General features: G+C 36.2%; 12 protein-coding genes and 1 tRNA gene. 9 read left to right on the forward strand and 4 right to left on the reverse strand.

From position 1 onward, the window contains the following. Positions 1-5: 5 nt before the first annotated feature. Together ACUN24_RS14150 and ACUN24_RS14155 are read right to left on the reverse strand one after the other, a co-directional pair. Positions 6-641, reverse strand: a complete 636-nt coding sequence (locus ACUN24_RS14150; RefSeq protein WP_445563071.1) for an HAD family hydrolase — start codon at positions 639-641, stop codon at positions 6-8. Positions 642-815: 174 nt separating this feature from the next. Further along, complete coding sequence (locus tag ACUN24_RS14155) at positions 816-3,527, reverse strand: PQQ-dependent sugar dehydrogenase (RefSeq protein WP_445563072.1); 2,712 nt, start codon at positions 3,525-3,527, stop codon at positions 816-818. A 678-nt stretch (positions 3,528-4,205) separates the two neighbouring features. On the opposite strand from ACUN24_RS14155, the gene ACUN24_RS14160 reads away from it, so the two are divergent. The 3 genes from ACUN24_RS14160 (at position 4,206) to ACUN24_RS14170 (ending at position 5,733) form a co-directional block, all read left to right on the forward strand. Then, positions 4,206-4,394, forward strand: a complete 189-nt coding sequence (locus ACUN24_RS14160) for a cold-shock protein (protein WP_445563073.1) — start codon at positions 4,206-4,208, stop codon at positions 4,392-4,394. Between the two features lie 5 nt (positions 4,395-4,399). Beyond that, positions 4,400-4,597, forward strand: coding sequence for a cold-shock protein (locus ACUN24_RS14165; protein WP_445563074.1), 198 nt, complete (start codon positions 4,400-4,402; stop codon positions 4,595-4,597). Positions 4,598-5,028: 431 nt separating this feature from the next. Next, positions 5,029-5,733 carry a helix-turn-helix domain-containing protein gene (locus ACUN24_RS14170; RefSeq protein ID WP_445563075.1) on the forward strand — a complete coding sequence of 235 codons (705 nt, stop codon included), beginning with the start codon at positions 5,029-5,031 and terminating at the stop codon, positions 5,731-5,733. A 916-nt stretch (positions 5,734-6,649) separates the two neighbouring features. Here ACUN24_RS14170 and ACUN24_RS14175 read toward each other — a convergent pair. Beyond that, positions 6,650-7,918: an Hsp70 family protein gene (locus ACUN24_RS14175; protein ID WP_445563076.1), complete on the reverse strand. Its 1,269-nt coding sequence runs from the start codon at positions 7,916-7,918 to the stop codon at positions 6,650-6,652. Positions 7,919-8,070: 152 nt separating this feature from the next. Here ACUN24_RS14175 and ACUN24_RS14180 point away from each other — a divergent pair, with 152 nt between their 5' ends. Continuing rightward, positions 8,071-9,039, forward strand: a complete 969-nt coding sequence (locus ACUN24_RS14180) for a hypothetical protein (protein WP_445563077.1) — start codon at positions 8,071-8,073, stop codon at positions 9,037-9,039. Between the two features lie 5 nt (positions 9,040-9,044). Here ACUN24_RS14180 and ACUN24_RS14185 read toward each other — a convergent pair whose 3' ends face one another. Further along, a complete protein-coding gene (locus ACUN24_RS14185) occupies positions 9,045-11,138 on the reverse strand; it encodes an HRDC domain-containing protein (RefSeq protein WP_445563078.1) in 2,094 nt (697 codons plus the stop codon). Positions 11,139-11,364: 226 nt separating this feature from the next. Between ACUN24_RS14185 and ACUN24_RS14190 the strand changes: the two genes are divergently transcribed. From ACUN24_RS14190 to ACUN24_RS14210, 5 genes are all read left to right on the forward strand, one after another. After that, a tRNA-Ile gene (locus ACUN24_RS14190) sits at positions 11,365-11,438 on the forward strand. 358 nt (positions 11,439-11,796) lie between these two features. Next, a complete protein-coding gene (gene blaOXA, locus ACUN24_RS14195; RefSeq protein WP_445563079.1) occupies positions 11,797-12,606 on the forward strand; it encodes a class D beta-lactamase in 810 nt (269 codons plus the stop codon). A 437-nt stretch (positions 12,607-13,043) separates the two neighbouring features. Next, positions 13,044-14,492 (forward strand): S41 family peptidase, encoded by a 1,449-nt coding sequence (locus ACUN24_RS14200; protein WP_445563080.1) that lies wholly within the window; start codon positions 13,044-13,046, stop codon positions 14,490-14,492. Positions 14,493-14,863: 371 nt separating this feature from the next. Next, complete coding sequence (locus tag ACUN24_RS14205) at positions 14,864-15,961, forward strand: hypothetical protein (protein ID WP_445563081.1); 1,098 nt, start codon at positions 14,864-14,866, stop codon at positions 15,959-15,961. 109 nt (positions 15,962-16,070) lie between these two features. Next, a complete protein-coding gene (locus ACUN24_RS14210; RefSeq protein ID WP_445563082.1) occupies positions 16,071-17,429 on the forward strand; it encodes an amidohydrolase family protein in 1,359 nt (452 codons plus the stop codon). The last annotated feature ends 180 nt before the right edge of the window (positions 17,430-17,609 follow it).

A 17,609-nucleotide genomic window follows, 5' to 3' on the forward strand; every position in this document is an offset into this window, starting at 1 on the left:
TCAATTTACAAAATTCCGTTTGCTTTTAAAAAGGCACCTAGTTGAGCTGGTTTTTCGGTCATTAATAAGGCATTTAATCCCACTTTTTTAGCGCCTTCTATATGTTGTGGACTATCGTCGATAAATAACGTTTCGGCCGGATCTAAGTTGTTTTCTTTTAACACCTGCTCAAAAATATTGGTGTTGGGTTTACGCAGTTTCATGTGTTGAGAGAAATAAGCTTTCTCAAAATAAGCATCGTAATTATTAATCTGGAAGGTTGCTTTCAGGTAATTGATAATCCAGTCGTAGTGGATTTCGTTGTTATTGCTTAACAAAAAAGTACGGTATTTTTCTTTTACTTCAAGCAGTAAATCGTGATTTTCTTGTATCGTGCCAATTAACAGGCTATTCCATGCCTCATCAATCTGCAGGTCGGTTAATTCAGGTTTGCCTGCGGCATTTCTGATTCCTGTCCTAAATTCGGCCGGAGAAATGGCACCAGTTTCAAAGTCATCGAATAGCTGGTTATGCGCTTTATGCGCAAAGAAATTTTCGATATCTGTAATGCCCAGTTTTTGAAAAGAAGCCTGAGCAATTCTGAAATCGATATCAAATATTACGTTTCCGTAATCGAAAATAATGTTTTTAATGTTTTGCATGGCAATCTTCAGGATTTTCTGCAAAGATATTATTGCTGGATTAACGAAGGGTATGAAATCAGCAATTTTTACAATAAAAATCCAGAAGTCTTAATTGCCGCGTGATATTTAATGTTGCGTCATTCCCGCCTGTGAGGGAATGACGTCTACATCAAACTGATTTTATTTATAGACCTATTTAGGTTCTACCGTAATCGATTGGATAATGGCCCGGCTCTTTTTATCCCCTATTTTTATCACCTTAAATACGAAATAAATATCATGGATTTTTCCATCCGAAATCATATTGATGGGCAGACTTTTTCTAAAAGTAGATTTCCCGATCACAATGCCTTTACTATCATCCAATCTGATTTCGATTTCACCATCTGATCCGGGATCGAGGTTTAAGAATGAATAACTAAAACCTGAAATACCCTTTAAATCAACATCTTTTATAGCTATCCAGCCGTTATCCTTAGTGAGAATGAGTTTTTCACCGCCGTAAATATCTTTTCGCTCAAAACCCCTAAAATCTTTGATATCATCTGCATCAATTACATTACTTCTCAGGTTGATCACTTTTGTTGTGGTTAACGGTTTTTTTAATGCTGTACTTCCTGCATCGGTGTAAGTTGCCTTTAAAGTTAAAACTGATTTCTTCTTATCAGTAGCAGCTGGCGGAATGATTTTGCCCGCAGTTGGAAGTGATGCTTTAACAGCCTCTTTATTACCTAAAGTCATAATCCATTCTGTAATTTTTTTCACTTCAGCTTCTTTCATTGCGGTGTGTGCTGGCATTGGTACTTCTCCCCACACGCCATGGCTACCGCCAATCACTTTTGAAGCCAGGTAATCAACCGCTTTAGGGTCGTTTTTGTATTTTGCTGCAATTTTATCAAAAGCTGGGCCAATAGAAACAGCTGATTCTTTATGGCAGGTGCTACAATCAGATTTCAGCATCAGTGCTTTACCAATCATGGTTTGTGCTGCCTGCTGGTGCCCTAATTGTGCGCCAGCTAAATCGGTTCCTTCTGTATACGTATTTGATATATATATGCGGCTGTTATTCACTTTAGCACCTTTATCGCTTACTAAAACTTTATAATCAACTGGTTTATTAGGGAAGTAAAAACTTTTGTTACCTGTTAAATCTATATTTACAACAGGATGTTCGTTACCTGCAAAAACCGGTATCACCTGACTTTTTGCTGAAGTTTTATTATTATCTATTACGGTAACACTTACCGGATATTCGCCTGCTTTAGCGAAGGTATACTGTAGGGTTGGTGCAGTGGTGGTTTTGGTAATGCCTTTTCCCAGGTTCCATACATAGGTTAAAGGATCGCCATCAGGATCTTTAGCGGTAACCGTTGCTGTCATTTTATAAGGCAATAAACCACTTGTTTTTGCAATATTCAGGCTTTCAACTAGTGGTGGACGGTTGCCTTTCAGGTAATCAATCCTGGTAATCGCAGCATCAGGGTTTTTGGTAAACCAGCCTTTACCATACTCGAGTATGTATAATTTTCCATCTGGCCCTAATTCCATATCAATAGGTGCTGCTAAAGAAACGTTAGCCATAAAGGGCTCCATACTCAGGTAATCACCTTGTGCATTCATGGTTACCGCTTTAACCCATCCACGTACCCATTCATAAATAATTAGCTTGCCGTTATAATAGACTGGGTAAGGTGAATTTGGCGTAGCATAATAAACCGGGCCAGCCATTGCTGTACGGCCACCTGCACCAACCTGTGGGAATTCTTTCGATTCTCCATAAGGATACCAGATATAAGCAGGTTGTGCCGGCGGCAGTTGCTCCAAACCGGTGTTGTTTGGCGAATTATTGATCGGTTTTGCCGGATCAAATGCATTTCCGTTAGTACCATTGGTATAATCGTAGGCCTTGTATGGGTAGTTATTGCCTATAAACAATGGCCAGCCAAAATTACCCGCTTTTCGTGCCTGGTTTACTTCATCATAACCTCTTGGGCCTCTTAAATCATCATCGTCCGGTGCATCAGGTCCAACCTCGCCCCAGTATAAAAAGTTGGTTTTCTGATCTACAGAAATGCGGTAAGGGTTTCTATTTCCCATTACATAAATTTCAGGTTTGGTTTTCGGACTGTCTTTAGGGAAAAGGTTACCGTCTGGAATACTGTAGGTACCATCTTCATTTACCTTGATTCTAAGTATTTTTCCCCTTAAATCGTTCGTATTACCAGCTGATCTCCTGGAGTCGTATTGTTCAAACCCCTTTCTGTTATCAAGTGGGGCATAACCTTTGTTTACATATTGTTGTTTTGGAGCATCAAATGGGGTGGAGTTATCGCCTGTTGATACATATAGCAGGTTATCTGATCCAAAAGCAATAGATCCCCCTGTATGACAGCATATTTCGCGCTGAGAATAGAATTCAAGTACAATTTTCTCCGATTCTTTTACGATCTGATCGTTAACCAATTTAAATCTTGATAATCGGTTTACAGATTTATCAAATGGACTGTAAAAAAGATAAATGTATTTATTTACCGCAAATTTTGGATCTGCTGCCATACCCAATAAGCCTTCTTCTGCATTTACATAAGGGGTATTGCTTTTAAAATAAACATCGAGTTTGCCTGCCTCTTTAATTTTTTTAGTCTGATTTTTATAAATCAATATTTCACCTCTACGTTGGGCAACCAAAATATCAAGGTTTGGAAGTACAGTCATTTCGGTAGGTTCCGTAAATTCTCCCTGCGCAAGGGTAACCTTCACAAAACGATCCTGGTCTGGTGTGTCTATTTTGTGTTTTGGAAAAAAATCGAAAGTTTTGCTTTCGTATATGTGTTTGTTCAGTGTTGTTGCCGATATAAGTACAAATGCAATGGCAGATAACAATAGGGTAAAAGTTGTTTTCATTTATTTTGTTGACTGATTTTTAATAAATATAGGAGATAGTTTTATAGCCTGAGGCATTGTATCAAAATTTATGCGAAAAATAGCAGAATAGATGCGTTACGGACTGATAGAATTAAAACAATGCGTTCCATTGGTTGCAAATTCGTTATCTGATTAAACATCAGCTCATATCATTATGACTTTTACTCATCAGAAGCCGCATGGTTAGGTTTAAATCGCACAACCATAGGTTGTTTTTAAGCTTATTTTTTGTCAGCTTATTGTCATTGCTAATTTAATCTGTAAATTACGGTATGAACGACAAAATAAATTTGATTCTTGGAATAGTTTCCCTAATAGGTGGTTTTAGTGTTTTCTTTGTGATTTTTAGCGAAAAAAAGGGTTAGTTCAATTTTGGGATACTTTTTCAATGGGAAACTTCTCTCTATGGAGGTTTATTTGAACGAGCGGGAACTTCGGTTTTTTAATTCGAGTCTTGGTTAATAGTTTTAGTTGCAGGCTGTCAAAATAAGAGACTTGCGAATGAAGAATTTGGCTTTTTTATCTGTATGTGCCTTTTTTAGATTAACATTAATCATCAATAATTATGCTTGATCTATTTGATCAGGTCTGGAAATTTATTTAATAGCTAAACCTTTTTGTTTTTTTGTATGTTTATAGAGTAAAATCTAAATAAAAATGCAAGGAACAGTAAAATTTTATAATGAATCTAAAGGTTTTGGTTTCATTATAACAGAAAACGGAGACGAAGTTTTTGTTCATGTTACAGGTTTAACTGATAAAATAAGTCAGAATAACCGGGTTGAGTTCGAAATAGCACAAGGGAAAAAAGGTCCTAATGCCGTTAATGTAAAACTGATTCAATAAGTTCCATGAGGTTAGGTACTGTAAAGTTTTACAATCAAAAAGAAGGTATTGGAAGTATTACACCCTCAAATGGCGGAAGGGAAGTAAGTGTTTTTGCTCATGGTGTAGTCGATCCCATAAAACCTAATAGTATAGTCCAGTTTGATATTGAATTTACACCAAATGGCATTGAAGCCACTAAGGTAATTGTGCTCTCTGCATAGATATGTATTATCGAATATCTTTTGTATCCTGTTATCAGTTATTTTTTTGTTGCCATTTTCGGATGGATTATATGGTATGAGGCAATGCCATTCTCATCGTAACGCAAAGATAAGAGGTTAGATTTCATAAATAGGTTTTAGGAAATCCAGGAACGATAATGGGGAAGAAATTTTATTTATCCAAATCGCTCAATAAATGGATTAAATTTAATTATGGAAACGAAAGATTGATGCTTATTTAACGATTTAATTCTTTCGTCTGTATTACAGAAAGCATTTATCATTATAATAATTTATTTTAGCAGCTTGTAACCAAATCAGATGAATTTGATTTTACAGTTGTTTATCCTTAAATTTTTATGATACAACTAGAGCCAATTAGCGGCTTTTTTAAAAAAGAACGTGCGTTGCAGGCAATATACCCTATGCGTATGTTAATTGTGCGTGAAGGAAATGGCTTGTTATGCATGAATTCCGGAGATTATCCGCTGTTAAAAGGCAGGATTTTCTTTATTCCGGAAGAAGGCCTTGTTAGGCTTGATGGAGAGATTACTTCAGGTTATTGGTTAAGTTTTAGTAGTTTACTATATGCAGAATTTTTACTTCAGCATTTAGATCCCCAGGCTAAGAACCTCTTTTTAAATTTATCCTTCAGGGATCTCGATTCGCACAAATCGACTAAAACTTATAGTTTACTTGATCAGCTAAAGAGAGAAATCAATGCTAAAAAAGATATGCCTTTTTTAGCACAGTACTTGTCTCTATTTCTAGGTTATACAGCTGGTTTAAGTGGCTATCTTGCTGCTTTGACTTTAGATGATTTACAGCAGGTATTGAGATTCAGGGCAATTTTAGAACATTTTTTTAGGCAAGAAAGATCCATCCAATTTTATGCAGAAGGTATGGGAATGAGTGTTGGCAAGCTAAATAAATTTTTAGATAGAGTGCTTGGAAAAAGCTTAACAGCGCTTATTAAAGATCGCATTATGCGCGAAGCGGAAGAGTTATTGCTTCATAGTGATTATACAATTGATGAAATAGCTGAACTATTAGGGTTTGAACAAACCACTAATTTTAATAAGAGTTTCAGACGTCATAAAGGTATGTCGGTATTGCAATTCAGTCGCCAAGCCTAAATTGAATGAAAAATTGGTGCGTCTGCCAAAGAAATTTCATCAACTTGAACTCATCTCTTCTAGAAAACAGGTATTCCAGACCTCACCACATTAATTGTTTTCGCGCCTAACGCGTAAAGCTTTGCTTACTGCATCTATTTTATCAGCCGCGCCAATTTTACATTGCTAAGTTATAAAATCTTAATCTAAAGAAAAAAAGATATTCCTAAAAATGCTACGTAATTGTATTTTGGCGTTTACAGTGATAATTCGCCTTGGTTTGATGGCTACAATAAAATATAATCTGGTAATTTGTAGTTTATTCCCGGTTGGAGCGCGACCCAAATATCATTTTGTTAAGGTTTTTAACCACAGATTCACACAGATAACCACAGATTGACGACCCTTCGGGGGAGATATTTGGAATTGCAATAGTCGAAAACAAGTAATAGATAATATCGCAGGTATCAGGAAATACAGGTGCTGTGGTTTCTGGCGGTTTGCAGCCCCGCTTTTTATTTCAAGTCCTCGCTGCGCTGCGGGCTTTACATTACAATCGGGTTTATGAACAAAGGGTTCTGCACCTTGCATACCCTAAAAATGAAATGCTGCATTGTCCAATAGCCCCGGTTGGAGTGTTACCCTGCAGCAACGAGGTACGAGGCAGCGAAGCGTAAAAGCGAAAGACGGGAAGTAACTGAATGTTTTGTACAGGCATTGCGCTCCGGATGCAATCAGCATTTCTCTTCCGTCCTTATAGGCAGAAATATAAAATGGTCTGTGGGGACACAGACCATGGCAGAAGATTGATAAATCTTAAATAAATGCCCTTCGACTACGCTTAGGGTGACATCTTTTTGAGATTTATCCTTTTTTGGCCTTTGACGGGTCCTATGTTACAGACTCTTTGCTACGGCCTGGAATGACGATCTGCTTATTAATTTTCAAACAAATAACCACTATAAGCCAATCCTTTGGCTACACTTTTAAAATTATCGCCAGAGTTTAACGGAATATGCGGGAATTTAGTTTTAAACAGGTTTTGCACGGCCGAAACCATTGATGTTCCTCCTGTTAAAAACAAACAGTCTATGTCTGCAGGGTTGATTTTGTATGTTTCCATAAACTGATCCAGGTAAGCATCGATTTTGTTGATGTCTTTTTCGATAATCGAATTATACTGTTCAAGGGAAATGCTTTCGTCAATCTTGATCTCCATATTGTTGTAGGCGAAGGTTGAAACAGGCTGGTCCGAAAGTTCAATCTTAGTTTTCTCTATCGATCTGAACAAAGAATAACCCAGGTTATTTTCGATCAGGGTGATCAGGTTTTTAAATTTTGGATCGTTTCCAGAGTAATAATAATATTCCTCAATCTCTTTCTGGATTTTTAAACCGTTAAAAAAGTTCATTTTATCCCATGTGCAGATATTTGCAAAAAGCGATTTGGGAACATTTAAAACCTTGCCTGGCGTGGCTTCGTACATGGTATTTTTCCCGAAATAAGGTGTTCCTTTATCCCACATAAATGCAGAATCAAGACTATCGCCACCAATATAAATACCACCAGAGGCAATCATATCATTTTTACGGTCTTTGCTGCCAACTTTATCCGGATCAAGGATCAGGTAGGTGAAGTCAGTTGTACCTCCACCTAAATCGGCTACTAAAACACGTTCTTTCTTTGTAATTGTTTTTTCGTAGGCAAAGGCTGCCCCAATTGGTTCGAACTGAAAACGAACCTCAGTAAAACCAGCGTTTTCAGCAGCTTTTTTTAACCTGGTTTGCGCCAGTGTATCTTTCATCGTATTATCATCATCAAAGAAAACTGGACGACCTATAATGGCCTTTTGGCAATCTTTACCAATAATCTGATCGGCCTTTGCTTTTAAATCCTTAAGAATTAAAGTGACCAGATCAGAAGCTGTATATCTTTTATTATGGATACGGGTTTCGGTAAAAGTAGTTCTTGAGAGGATCTGTTTGATGGATTTGATGAAGCGACCTTTCATACCGTCGCTTAAATAAGCATCTATAGCTTTTTCGCCAACGATATGACTTTCGCCATCCACAAGACTTTTTACTTCTGTAAAATAAATCAATGAAGGGATAGAAATCGTATCTACAATTTCTTTCTTTTCTTCATCATAAATAGAAAGTGCCGAATTGGTTGTTCCAAAATCGATCCCGTATAAAAACTTACTCATGATTTGCTATGCTGTGGTTGGCGACTAAAATGGGGTTGCGAAAGTATTAAAAAAAAGTGAGGCCTGAAAGCTTTTTAGGCTTAAAATATCCCTTGTATATAAAACCTTATTCACTATATTTAAAAAACATTCACGCTTTAAATTAATCACAGTTGAAAACTACTATACTCTTTTTACTGGGCTTGATTTTCCAGCTTTTTTGCATCAATACTGTTTCATTAGCTCAAAAAAATATACCCGATACGGTAAGGACAGGAATTTATGTAACGAGCATCCACGATATAGATTTTAAAGACAAAGAATATACCATTAATTTCTGGTTATGGCTAAAGTATAAAAACAAAGAATTTAATTTTGCCGATAACCTAGAGATACCGCAGGCCAAAACGGTAAGCAAATCATTTTCAACTATAGATAGCAGTGGGAACGAAGTATATATGCTAATGAAGTTGCAGTGTGTAATGAAAGATTCGTGGTCGATTAATAATTTTCCATTCGACCATCAATTGCTGAGGCTTTCTGTAGAAAATTCACAATTTGATTCTGCAGCCCTGGTATTTGTTCCTGATACATTAGGTAAGCAGTTTGATCCCCGGTTTACCCTACGCGGGTGGAATATCGACAGTTTAAAAACTTCTGCAGCCAATAAAATTTATGAAACGGCTTTTGGCGATCCAGGTATAAAAGTGCCAAGAACAGAATATAGTAGTTATAAGGTAAGGATAGGGATTAGCAGAGATGCTTTTGGCCTGTTCTGGAAAATGTTTTTAGGTATGTATGTTGCTTTTTTAATTGCTTATATGTGCTTTTATATCCACGCCGATAGTATCGATTCGCGCTTTGGGCTAAGTGTAGGCTCTCTTTTTGCTGTAATCGGTAACAAATATATTATTGATGGTTCGCTACCCGAATCGACTACTTTTACCCTGGTAGATACTTTGCATGGAATTACTTTGGTATTTATTTTGGTCGTTATCATATTAACGGCCTTTTCTTTAAAATTGATCAAAAGAGGAGAGGAGAAAAAAGCAGAAAGGTTTGATAAGTTTTTCTCCATCTCGCTTTTAACCCTTTACCTTCTTCTAAATATTTTCTTTATTGTAAAGGCAATAAATGCTTAGGTTATTTAAAATAACTCACTTGTACCCAAATGGGCGTTTACAATGCGGGTAATTTGCTGGCCAAGTTCTTTTGCATTGCCAATTCCTACGCTTTTGAGTGCTGCCAGTTGGTCGGTAGTCCTGGGCATTTTTTCGGCAATGGAAAGTAGTGCTAAGTCTGAAAGTACAGCATAATCTTGGGTGCCCCGTTGCAGCGCGATTGTTTTGCGCCATTCAACCAGGTTTTTATAAACCTGAGGATTGGAAATCTCTTTTGGTTTAATGCTCGATTTAACTGGTTTTTTTTCTGGTTGTTTATTGCCGGCGGCGTGCAAGGTATTGATATAATCTTTGATCGAAAAGGGGTTCCACGAAATTTTAAATAAAGCCATCTTGATCTGGAGTGCATCTTTACAGTCGTTTAAAACTGTAAGTAGTTTGTCAGAGTGGGGATCATTATAAAAGTTGATAGCCACAATTCTTACCATTAAGGTAATGAGCTGTTCAAGTTTTGGAATAAAATAATCTGAGGCTTTCTGCAAACGTTCCATAAAAGCACTTTCATTTGCCGGATTTTCATTGGTGCTTATTTTCGAGAATTCCTTTGTAATAAAATTTTTGGCTACTTTAAAGATCTCGTGTTGAAAGATCTGGTTTCCCTGTTCGTAAATAGATAAAAAAGCATTCTTCTCGTCTTTATCGATCAGTTTGGAGCGCCCGAGTTTTTCCCAATCTTTGGCAATCAGCGAAAAATCCAGAAGCTCATGAATCAATCCCCAGGCATATTGCTGCGTATAACGTGATAACAGCTCAGCCGTAGGTTTATCCTGGTGAGCAGCCTTTGTGAAACTGATTACTTTTGCATCAGTAATGATATTTTCGGGTACCACAGGCGATTTCAGGATCAGTCCTTCCAAACTTCTGCAACGGCTTAGTGCTACGTAAGCCTGTCCGTGGGTGAATGCGGTGCTTACGTCAACTATTGCCTGATCGAAGGTTAACCCCTGGCTTTTATGCACGGTAATGGCCCAGGCCAATTTAAATGGATATTGCGAGAAGGATCCGGTACTGGTTTCATCGATTTTATTTTCTTCGTCACTCAGGCTATATTTAACATTTTGCCAGATTTCTTTTTCTACTTCGATTTCCCCGCCACCGCTGGTGAAAGTTACTTTTATCGAATCTTGACTGATTGCGGTAATTTTTGCGGCTTTTCCGTTGTAGAACTGCTTTTTACCCGAAGAATCATTTTTAATAAAGATGACTTGTGCACCCAGTTTTAGCTGAAGCTTTTCGTCGGTAGGATAGGCATCTTTAGGGAAATCGCCACTTACATCTGCTTTGAATTCGAAAATTTCTCCGGCCAATTTTTCTAAACAGCCCTGGTTAATTTCATTAACCAGTTGGTTGTGTGTGGTGAGCGTGATGTAATCATCTTTCCATTCCTGGTCTAAGGATGGATCGTAACGTTCATTCAGTTTGGCAAGAAGGCCGGCATCGAGACTGTTTTCCCGCATCCCGTTCAAAATATCAAGAAATACGGGGTCTGATTGACGGTAAACTTTATCTAAGGTGAACGTAAGCATTGGCGTAGACCTGAAAATCAGGCTATCGAAAAAGTAGGGGCTGGAATAATAACTGCCCAGGATATGCCAGGCATCATGAAAAATAGGAGAGAGCTGGTACAGATCGCCGATCATTAACACCTGAACGCCACCAAATGGACGGTTAGAGCCTTTAACACGTTTTAAAGTACGGTCGACAAAATCAATCAGATCAACCCTAACCATACTAATCTCATCAATGATCAATAAATCAAGGCAACGTAAGAGCCTTGTTTTTTCGTCTGAATATTTAAAATTAGTTTCAGCGTTTTCATAAACAACAGGAACCAAGGGGCCGAAAGGAATTTGAAAAAAGGAGTGGAGCGTTACGCCACCCGCATTTATTGCCGCAACAGCGGTAGGTGCAACAATGGCGAAATTCTTTTTTGTGGTATCCCTAATCTTGCGTAGCAGGGTTGTTTTACCGGTTCCAGCTTTACCTGTTAAAAAAACAGGCTGATTGGTGGTGGCTAAAAAATCGAGAAGAAGTTGGTTGTCCGGGTCGGGCGTATTCATATCAATTACAAAATTAACCTATTCGAAATTGATTTGAGGACAGGTGAGCAGGAGTTTTATCAACATTTTTTAATGATAAACGAGGCGCTGTAAAATGAAAATTAAAATTAAGCGCTTGAAAATGAGTTTGTATTCTTTCTTTTTATGAAAAAAGGGTGAAAACATTTTCCTAATTTCAATTCAAATTTGTAACATTGCACTCGCAAAAAAGGAATACCTTTTTTCCGGGCCTATAGCTCAGCTGGTTAGAGTAGAAGACTCATAATCTTTTGGTCCCTGGTTCGAGCCCAGGTGGGCCCACAATCCCTCTTTACAAGTCCGTAGAGAGGGATTTGTATTTTTAGAAAGATTTTCATGTGCCTTAGTTAGTGTTCTAAGGCTATTTTTTGATTCGAGCCCATTTGGTTTTTTTTTAATAGATGCGTTCAATTGCTTAGTAAATATTAGAACTACGTTTATTTACGGACGCCTAGAAGAGAACAATCGGATATAAGCGATTCTATTTAGAAGTTTAGTATTTATAATTAATACAAATCTGCATTTTAGAAAAATATCGTTAAATGATTTAGATATTATATCGGGCGATAACATCAATGGTCAATTAATAATTGTTTTACCTTAGATTTTATTATTCATCTATCCCCTCACTATACTACGTATGAAAAACAAGCAGCTTCCAATCTTTGTACTTTTATTAATTCTGATATCTACTAGTTCCTTTAATAATTTGCCAAAGGAAGTGGTTAGGAACGATTTTAAGAAGTTCTATGATAAATTTAATGTACAGGGTTCTTTTGTAGTTTATGATCAGAATAAAGATGCGTACACTTACTATAACAAGAGACAAACTTCTCAACCGTTTACTCCTGCATCGACTTTCAAGATTTGTAATACATTAATTTCACTTGATAGCAAAGTTATTGATGATGAAAATGTAGTTATAAAATGGGATGGTAAAGAACGCCAAAATTCCGCATGGAACCATGACACCAATATGCGAGATGCTTTTAAAAATTCAACTGTTTGGTTCTATCAGGAATTGGCGAGAAGAGTCGGAGAAAAACGAATGAAAGAATTGATTGAAAAGGCTCATTATGGAAACTATGACATAAGTGGCGGTATTGATGCCTTCTGGTTAACAGGTGGTCTTAGAGTATCACCAAATCAACAAATCGAGTTTTTAAGAAAGTTGCAAAGTGGCAAACTCCCATTTTCTAAATCATCAATAGATATTTTAAAAGATATAATGATCGTTGATAATCAATCAAAGTACGTTATACGTGCAAAAACTGGCTCTGGCAAGCAAGATGGTAAGTATATTGGGTGGTATGTCGGTTATGTGACGACTAAAGACAATGTATTTTATTTTTCAAATTGCATCCAAACAACAGAAAAAAAATCAGACTTCAATAATGCTCGTACTGAAATTTCTAATTTCATCTTTGATGAAATAGGTATTTTGAAATAGGTGCATTCGTGACAATATTTATGAATCATTATTCCTCATTTTTTAAAAAGAGCATTACTTCAGAGATAATTGAATTTAATTGGCCTTATAAGTCCTGCTGAATTGTTGGTTTGATTATGGAATACCATAAACTAATTCCATTAATCAAAATCTAATTTTTCGTTTATTATATAAACGTTACAGTCTGAAGTTGTAATCATCTAAGAAATACAAAAGTATGCATCAGGAAGCGACCATTTTTTGGTAATTATAAATAGCTGAGCTTGACCAGGCTCCTACAGAATAGTACAGAAAGCGGTTTTTAAATGCATTTTGAACTTGCTCTGGCATGCACAATTGCCATATGTCTCCCTGCAGGAATGATGATTATAGAAAGTTGAGGCATTGATTATCATAATTCTTTAATTTATATTGGCCCCTTAAGGAAACATCTATTAATGGCCGGAAATAAAATTTATCAAACGTTAATCTGTATAATAATATCTTGCTCTGCGTTTCTTTCGTATGGACAAACATCAAACTTGAATTCTCATATCAATCATGCTGACCGATTAAGACAAGACTTTATTTTTTTTAGAAGTAGTATTCAAAATACGTATCCATCACTTAACCGATATTCTGATGAAAAGACGATGAATGCTGTATTTGACAGTTGTTATGCTTCGATCAGTGAAAAAACCACCGATTTAGAGTTTTACAAAATGCTAAAAAATTTAATGAGTAAAATAAAAGATGGACACCTATATTGTAGTTTGCCACCTGCTTTAGAAAATTATCGGAGTGAGAGGGCATCGTTTTTTCCAGTAAAACTCAGGTTTATTGATGGTAAAGCATGGGTGGATTCTGTCGCTGCTCCCCAAATCCCTGCTGGGTCTGAAATTATCTCCATTAATAAACAACCTATCAACGCTGTAATACCTGAGTTATTTAAGTATATAGTGTCTGATGGAAATATTCAGACTAAAAAATATCACATTTTAAATAACTTCTTTTATTTCTATTATTTCATCGCCTTTGGTGAGACACCTTACTTTGATGTTGATTACAAGTTGAAAGATGGACAAATAAAAAGTATAAAAATAAAGGCTGATCTTGAAAAAAACATAGGTAAAAATGAAAATTCGGATTTCCATCAACCACTTCTTGATTTTTCTATAAAGTCTAACCAGATCGCTCTAATTACTATAAAGAGTTTTGAACCGTCAGAACTAAAAATAGATTATAGTGATTTTCTGAAGAACACTTTCAAGAAAATAAGAGATCTTAATATAAAAAAATTGATAATCGATCTTCGTGGAAATGGTGGTGGACGAGATACTTACGGTAGCCAGCTTTATTCTTATTTGGCGAATAAACCATTTAAGTATTACAGGAGCTTGCAGACAGTCACAATGAAAATGAATTTTGATAAATTCAAAAGCAACGTATCTTCCTATAATAACCTGACACCTAAAATGTTTAAAAAGGTACATGATAATCAATATCAATTAACGAAAGAAGCTCACCCAAATCTTGAAATTATACATCCACATCAATCTTATAACGGTGAAGTATGGTTCCTAATTGATGGATTGTCATTCTCTACAACAGCGGAATTCTGTGCGATAGCGTACAGCAATAAGCGTGGAAAGTTTATTGGAGAAGAAACAGGTGGAACATATGATGGAAACACATCTGGTGTACAGTCTGAACTGGTTTTGCCGAATACAAAAATGGAGATTTCATTTGGTACAGTTAAATACGAAATGGCAGTTAAGACTGCAAAGGAAATTGGAAGGGGGATTATTCCAGAATATAAGATTCAGTCTACATCGCAGGATATCATCAACAAGAATGATGTACAACTAAATTTTGCACTTCAACTAGCAGGTCAAGAGAACAATTGATTGGAGTTATCATTATTCCTTGGTATTTGGATCGTCTCGGAATTTTATCGATTTATGATATTTATGGGCACTATTCTACGTCAGTAAATCCTAACTTAAATAAATATATTTTGTATTTTGGGATTTCATTTAGAGCGTACAATAAATTTAACAAGTAATAATATTCTGCCTAAAATTAGTTTTAATGACGGGTTTTTTTTACAAATTCGATTATAATAAAACGAAAGCATTCATAAAGAATTATCATTATTTCACCCTTAATAATATACACGCTAAGTTTTAAAGGCAGCTTTATTACATCGTTTTGTCACTTCAACTAATATTTCTACTTTAGAACACCTGAATATATAAGTGCTTATCATTACCATACGATGAAAAAATTCTTCACTATCCTGCTGCTTTTCTTCTTTTTCCATCAGTTACAAGCACAAGTTCACATATCCGATAAGATTGATACGACCTCACAAAAAGCTAAGGATCTTTGTCGTTTTATTAATGTCTATATGAGTCAGGATACCACTACAAATAAGTTATGGCATCCTAAATATAAAAACAGGTCTTTCTACGATTATAATATGGACTGGCTGTGGAACAGGTATTCACCAAAAAAGTTTGCAACGAAATTTGATCTTCAACTGGTAGAATTGCAGTCCATTAATGATACTTTGTCTTACTTTAAACTGCTTGCCCGAAGTAAGCCGGATAAAGAGGGTAGTACCTATACTAATGTTTATAAATATTACATCGTAACAAAAGGTGGTAATCATTACCTCGATAATTGTAAGGCGTATGATTCGAAGCTCTTTATAAGTTATCAGACCAAAAATATCCATTTCTACCTTTCGCCTTTTTACAAGATCAGTAAAAAGTCTATGGACAGGGCAAGCAGAAGCCTGGATTCGATACGAAAAATATTAAAACGCCCGGTATTGAAAGCGCCTATCGAATACTATATGTGTTCCAATGAAGGGGAACTAAATAACCTAGCTAATATTGTTATATGGGGTAATGGTGGCCTCACTGGCTTTACAAACAATGTGGATGGGTATATTGTAGGCATTAACAATAACCCTTCTTACCAGCATGAGTTTATTCACGCAGTTTTAGGTCCAGGCGCCAATTGCTTCTTCTTGCAGGAGGGAATGGCTACTTTGTATGGTGGTACCGATAAGGGCAAAACTACCTATATAAAAGGTATTCAGGAACTGAAAATATGTTATAATAGTGGTAATTGTAGTTTCGAAAAATTGTACGCCAGGGAAGTTAATGGTAAATACAGCAGTGCGCTTACCTACACATTTGCAGCTGCCTGTTGCAATTATTTGATTAAACAATATGGAATAAATTTTCTCTACCAGTTATATTATGATAAGAGCATTACTTCTGATAATTTTTTAGAAAAAGTTATGCTAAAAACCGGGAAGAGCCGGGAAGAACTAAAAAAAGGTATAGAAAAGGAAATCTTATAGTATAACCCTCAACTGCTTTAATCTACTTTGGTTATTAGCGAAATCATAAACCATAATATTTGATAATCAGAAGCAAAGATATGCCTGCATTTAATCTTTTTATAACTACATGAGATATATAACCATATTCTGCCTGTTTTTCAGCTTAAGCTCTTTTAGCCAGGAAAAAAAATATGATCTTGCCATAAAAAATGCAAAAATTTTCGACGTTAAAACTGGATTAGTCAGCCCGAAACAGGTCATCCTCATCAAAAATGGTATCATTGACAATATTATTAAAAACACTGGCAAATTCGCTGCAAAAAAAACGATTGATGCAGAAGGAAAACTGGTAACCCCAGGTTTTATCGATGCGCACATCCATCCCACTGATGTATTTGGGGACTATGACAAAGCACCTGAGTATCTGGTGAGCGATTCTCTGCAGATTTACAGGCAGCGTTTAACTGATGCCTATCTTCCTTATGGGATCACTACCGTTATGATGATGGGACAACCGGAAAAGTGGCTTAAGCCAATCCTCGACTGGTCGGTTAACCCGCTCCCGAATCATATCAATATTTATACAGCTGGTGCAGCCATTATCTCAAAAGAAGACAGACCAACCTATATCGGTCACGTAGTTGTTGAAAGTCCCTTGGCGGCAAAGAAGAAAATTGAAGCGTATTACCAGCTTGGTATCAGGCATATTAAACTCTACTGGAGGTTAAGAGACCCCGAGTTTAAAATTGCTTTTAAAACTGCAGATCGCTTAGGCATGAGGGTTTATGGCCATATTGATCAAAATGTGATGACTATGGGCCAAACTTTAGATATCGGCTTAAAAAATTATGAACACCTGGTCACCATCGCTTATAGTGTAATCAAAGAAAAAAAAGATTGGGAGACATTTAATAAAGAATTCATCGGGCATTATGGAGAAGTAAAAACACAGTCTGATATACTGAAAATGTTTTTAGAGATGTTCAGATATATTGACGAACATAAACAGGCTGAAATTAATATTTTGATTGATAAGCTCGCAAATCAAAATGCTACGTTTTCAACCAGCATCAATATTCTGGCTGAATTATTTCAGGCAGGTTCCCTTGCCGATTCAGCCTCTTTGCTAAATCAAGAAGCCAGGACAAGGGAAAACTTTGAAATTTTCATGAAGTATGTTAAACGGATGCAAGAGAAAGGAATTAAATTAAGAATTGGAACAGATATGGCAAACGGTGGAAAGTCGCTTCAGGCGGAGCAATTATTGTTATTTAAAAGTGGGTTTTCAATATCTTCTATACTACAAATTTGTACGATTAACGGAGCGCAAGCTTTAGGGATTGATTCAAAAGTTGGCATAATCAAGAAAGGTACGCAGGCTGATCTGCTGATCTGGCATCAAAGCCCATTTGACAATGCAAACAATTTTCTATCCGACAGAATAATCATTAAAGATGGAATTGTATATGAACGAACAATAAAATAGAATGCTCAGGTAATATATTTACTTAGAAAGGTTTATCACTATTTCCCTGGATGCTATGTTTGACGGAAAACAAAATTTTTAATCAACATTTTTTGATGATGATACTAGTTCATATGCTCAACGTGTTTCAAATTTAGTATGTTGCGCAACATTTTAATTCTAAAACTGTCTTTTTGAAAG

It is taken from the genome of Pedobacter sp. WC2501 (assembly GCF_052682415.1).

Coding starts and splice junctions, on each gene's coding strand:
- ACUN24_RS14185 (WP_445563078.1), bottom strand. CDS start 11,138: ATGAATACGCCCGACCCGGACAACCAACTTCTTCTCGATTTTTTAGCC.
- ACUN24_RS14150 (WP_445563071.1), bottom strand. CDS start 641: ATGCAAAACATTAAAAACATTATTTTCGATTACGGAAACGTAATATTT.
- ACUN24_RS14175 (WP_445563076.1), bottom strand. CDS start 7,918: ATGAGTAAGTTTTTATACGGGATCGATTTTGGAACAACCAATTCGGCA.
- ACUN24_RS14210 (WP_445563082.1), top strand. CDS start 16,071: ATGAGATATATAACCATATTCTGCCTGTTTTTCAGCTTAAGCTCTTTT.
- ACUN24_RS14160 (WP_445563073.1), top strand. CDS start 4,206: ATGCAAGGAACAGTAAAATTTTATAATGAATCTAAAGGTTTTGGTTTC.
- ACUN24_RS14165 (WP_445563074.1), top strand. CDS start 4,400: ATGAGGTTAGGTACTGTAAAGTTTTACAATCAAAAAGAAGGTATTGGA.
- blaOXA (WP_445563079.1), top strand. CDS start 11,797: ATGAAAAACAAGCAGCTTCCAATCTTTGTACTTTTATTAATTCTGATA.
- ACUN24_RS14155 (WP_445563072.1), bottom strand. CDS start 3,527: ATGAAAACAACTTTTACCCTATTGTTATCTGCCATTGCATTTGTACTT.
- ACUN24_RS14205 (WP_445563081.1), top strand. CDS start 14,864: ATGAAAAAATTCTTCACTATCCTGCTGCTTTTCTTCTTTTTCCATCAG.
- ACUN24_RS14170 (WP_445563075.1), top strand. CDS start 5,029: ATGTTAATTGTGCGTGAAGGAAATGGCTTGTTATGCATGAATTCCGGA.
- ACUN24_RS14200 (WP_445563080.1), top strand. CDS start 13,044: ATGGCCGGAAATAAAATTTATCAAACGTTAATCTGTATAATAATATCT.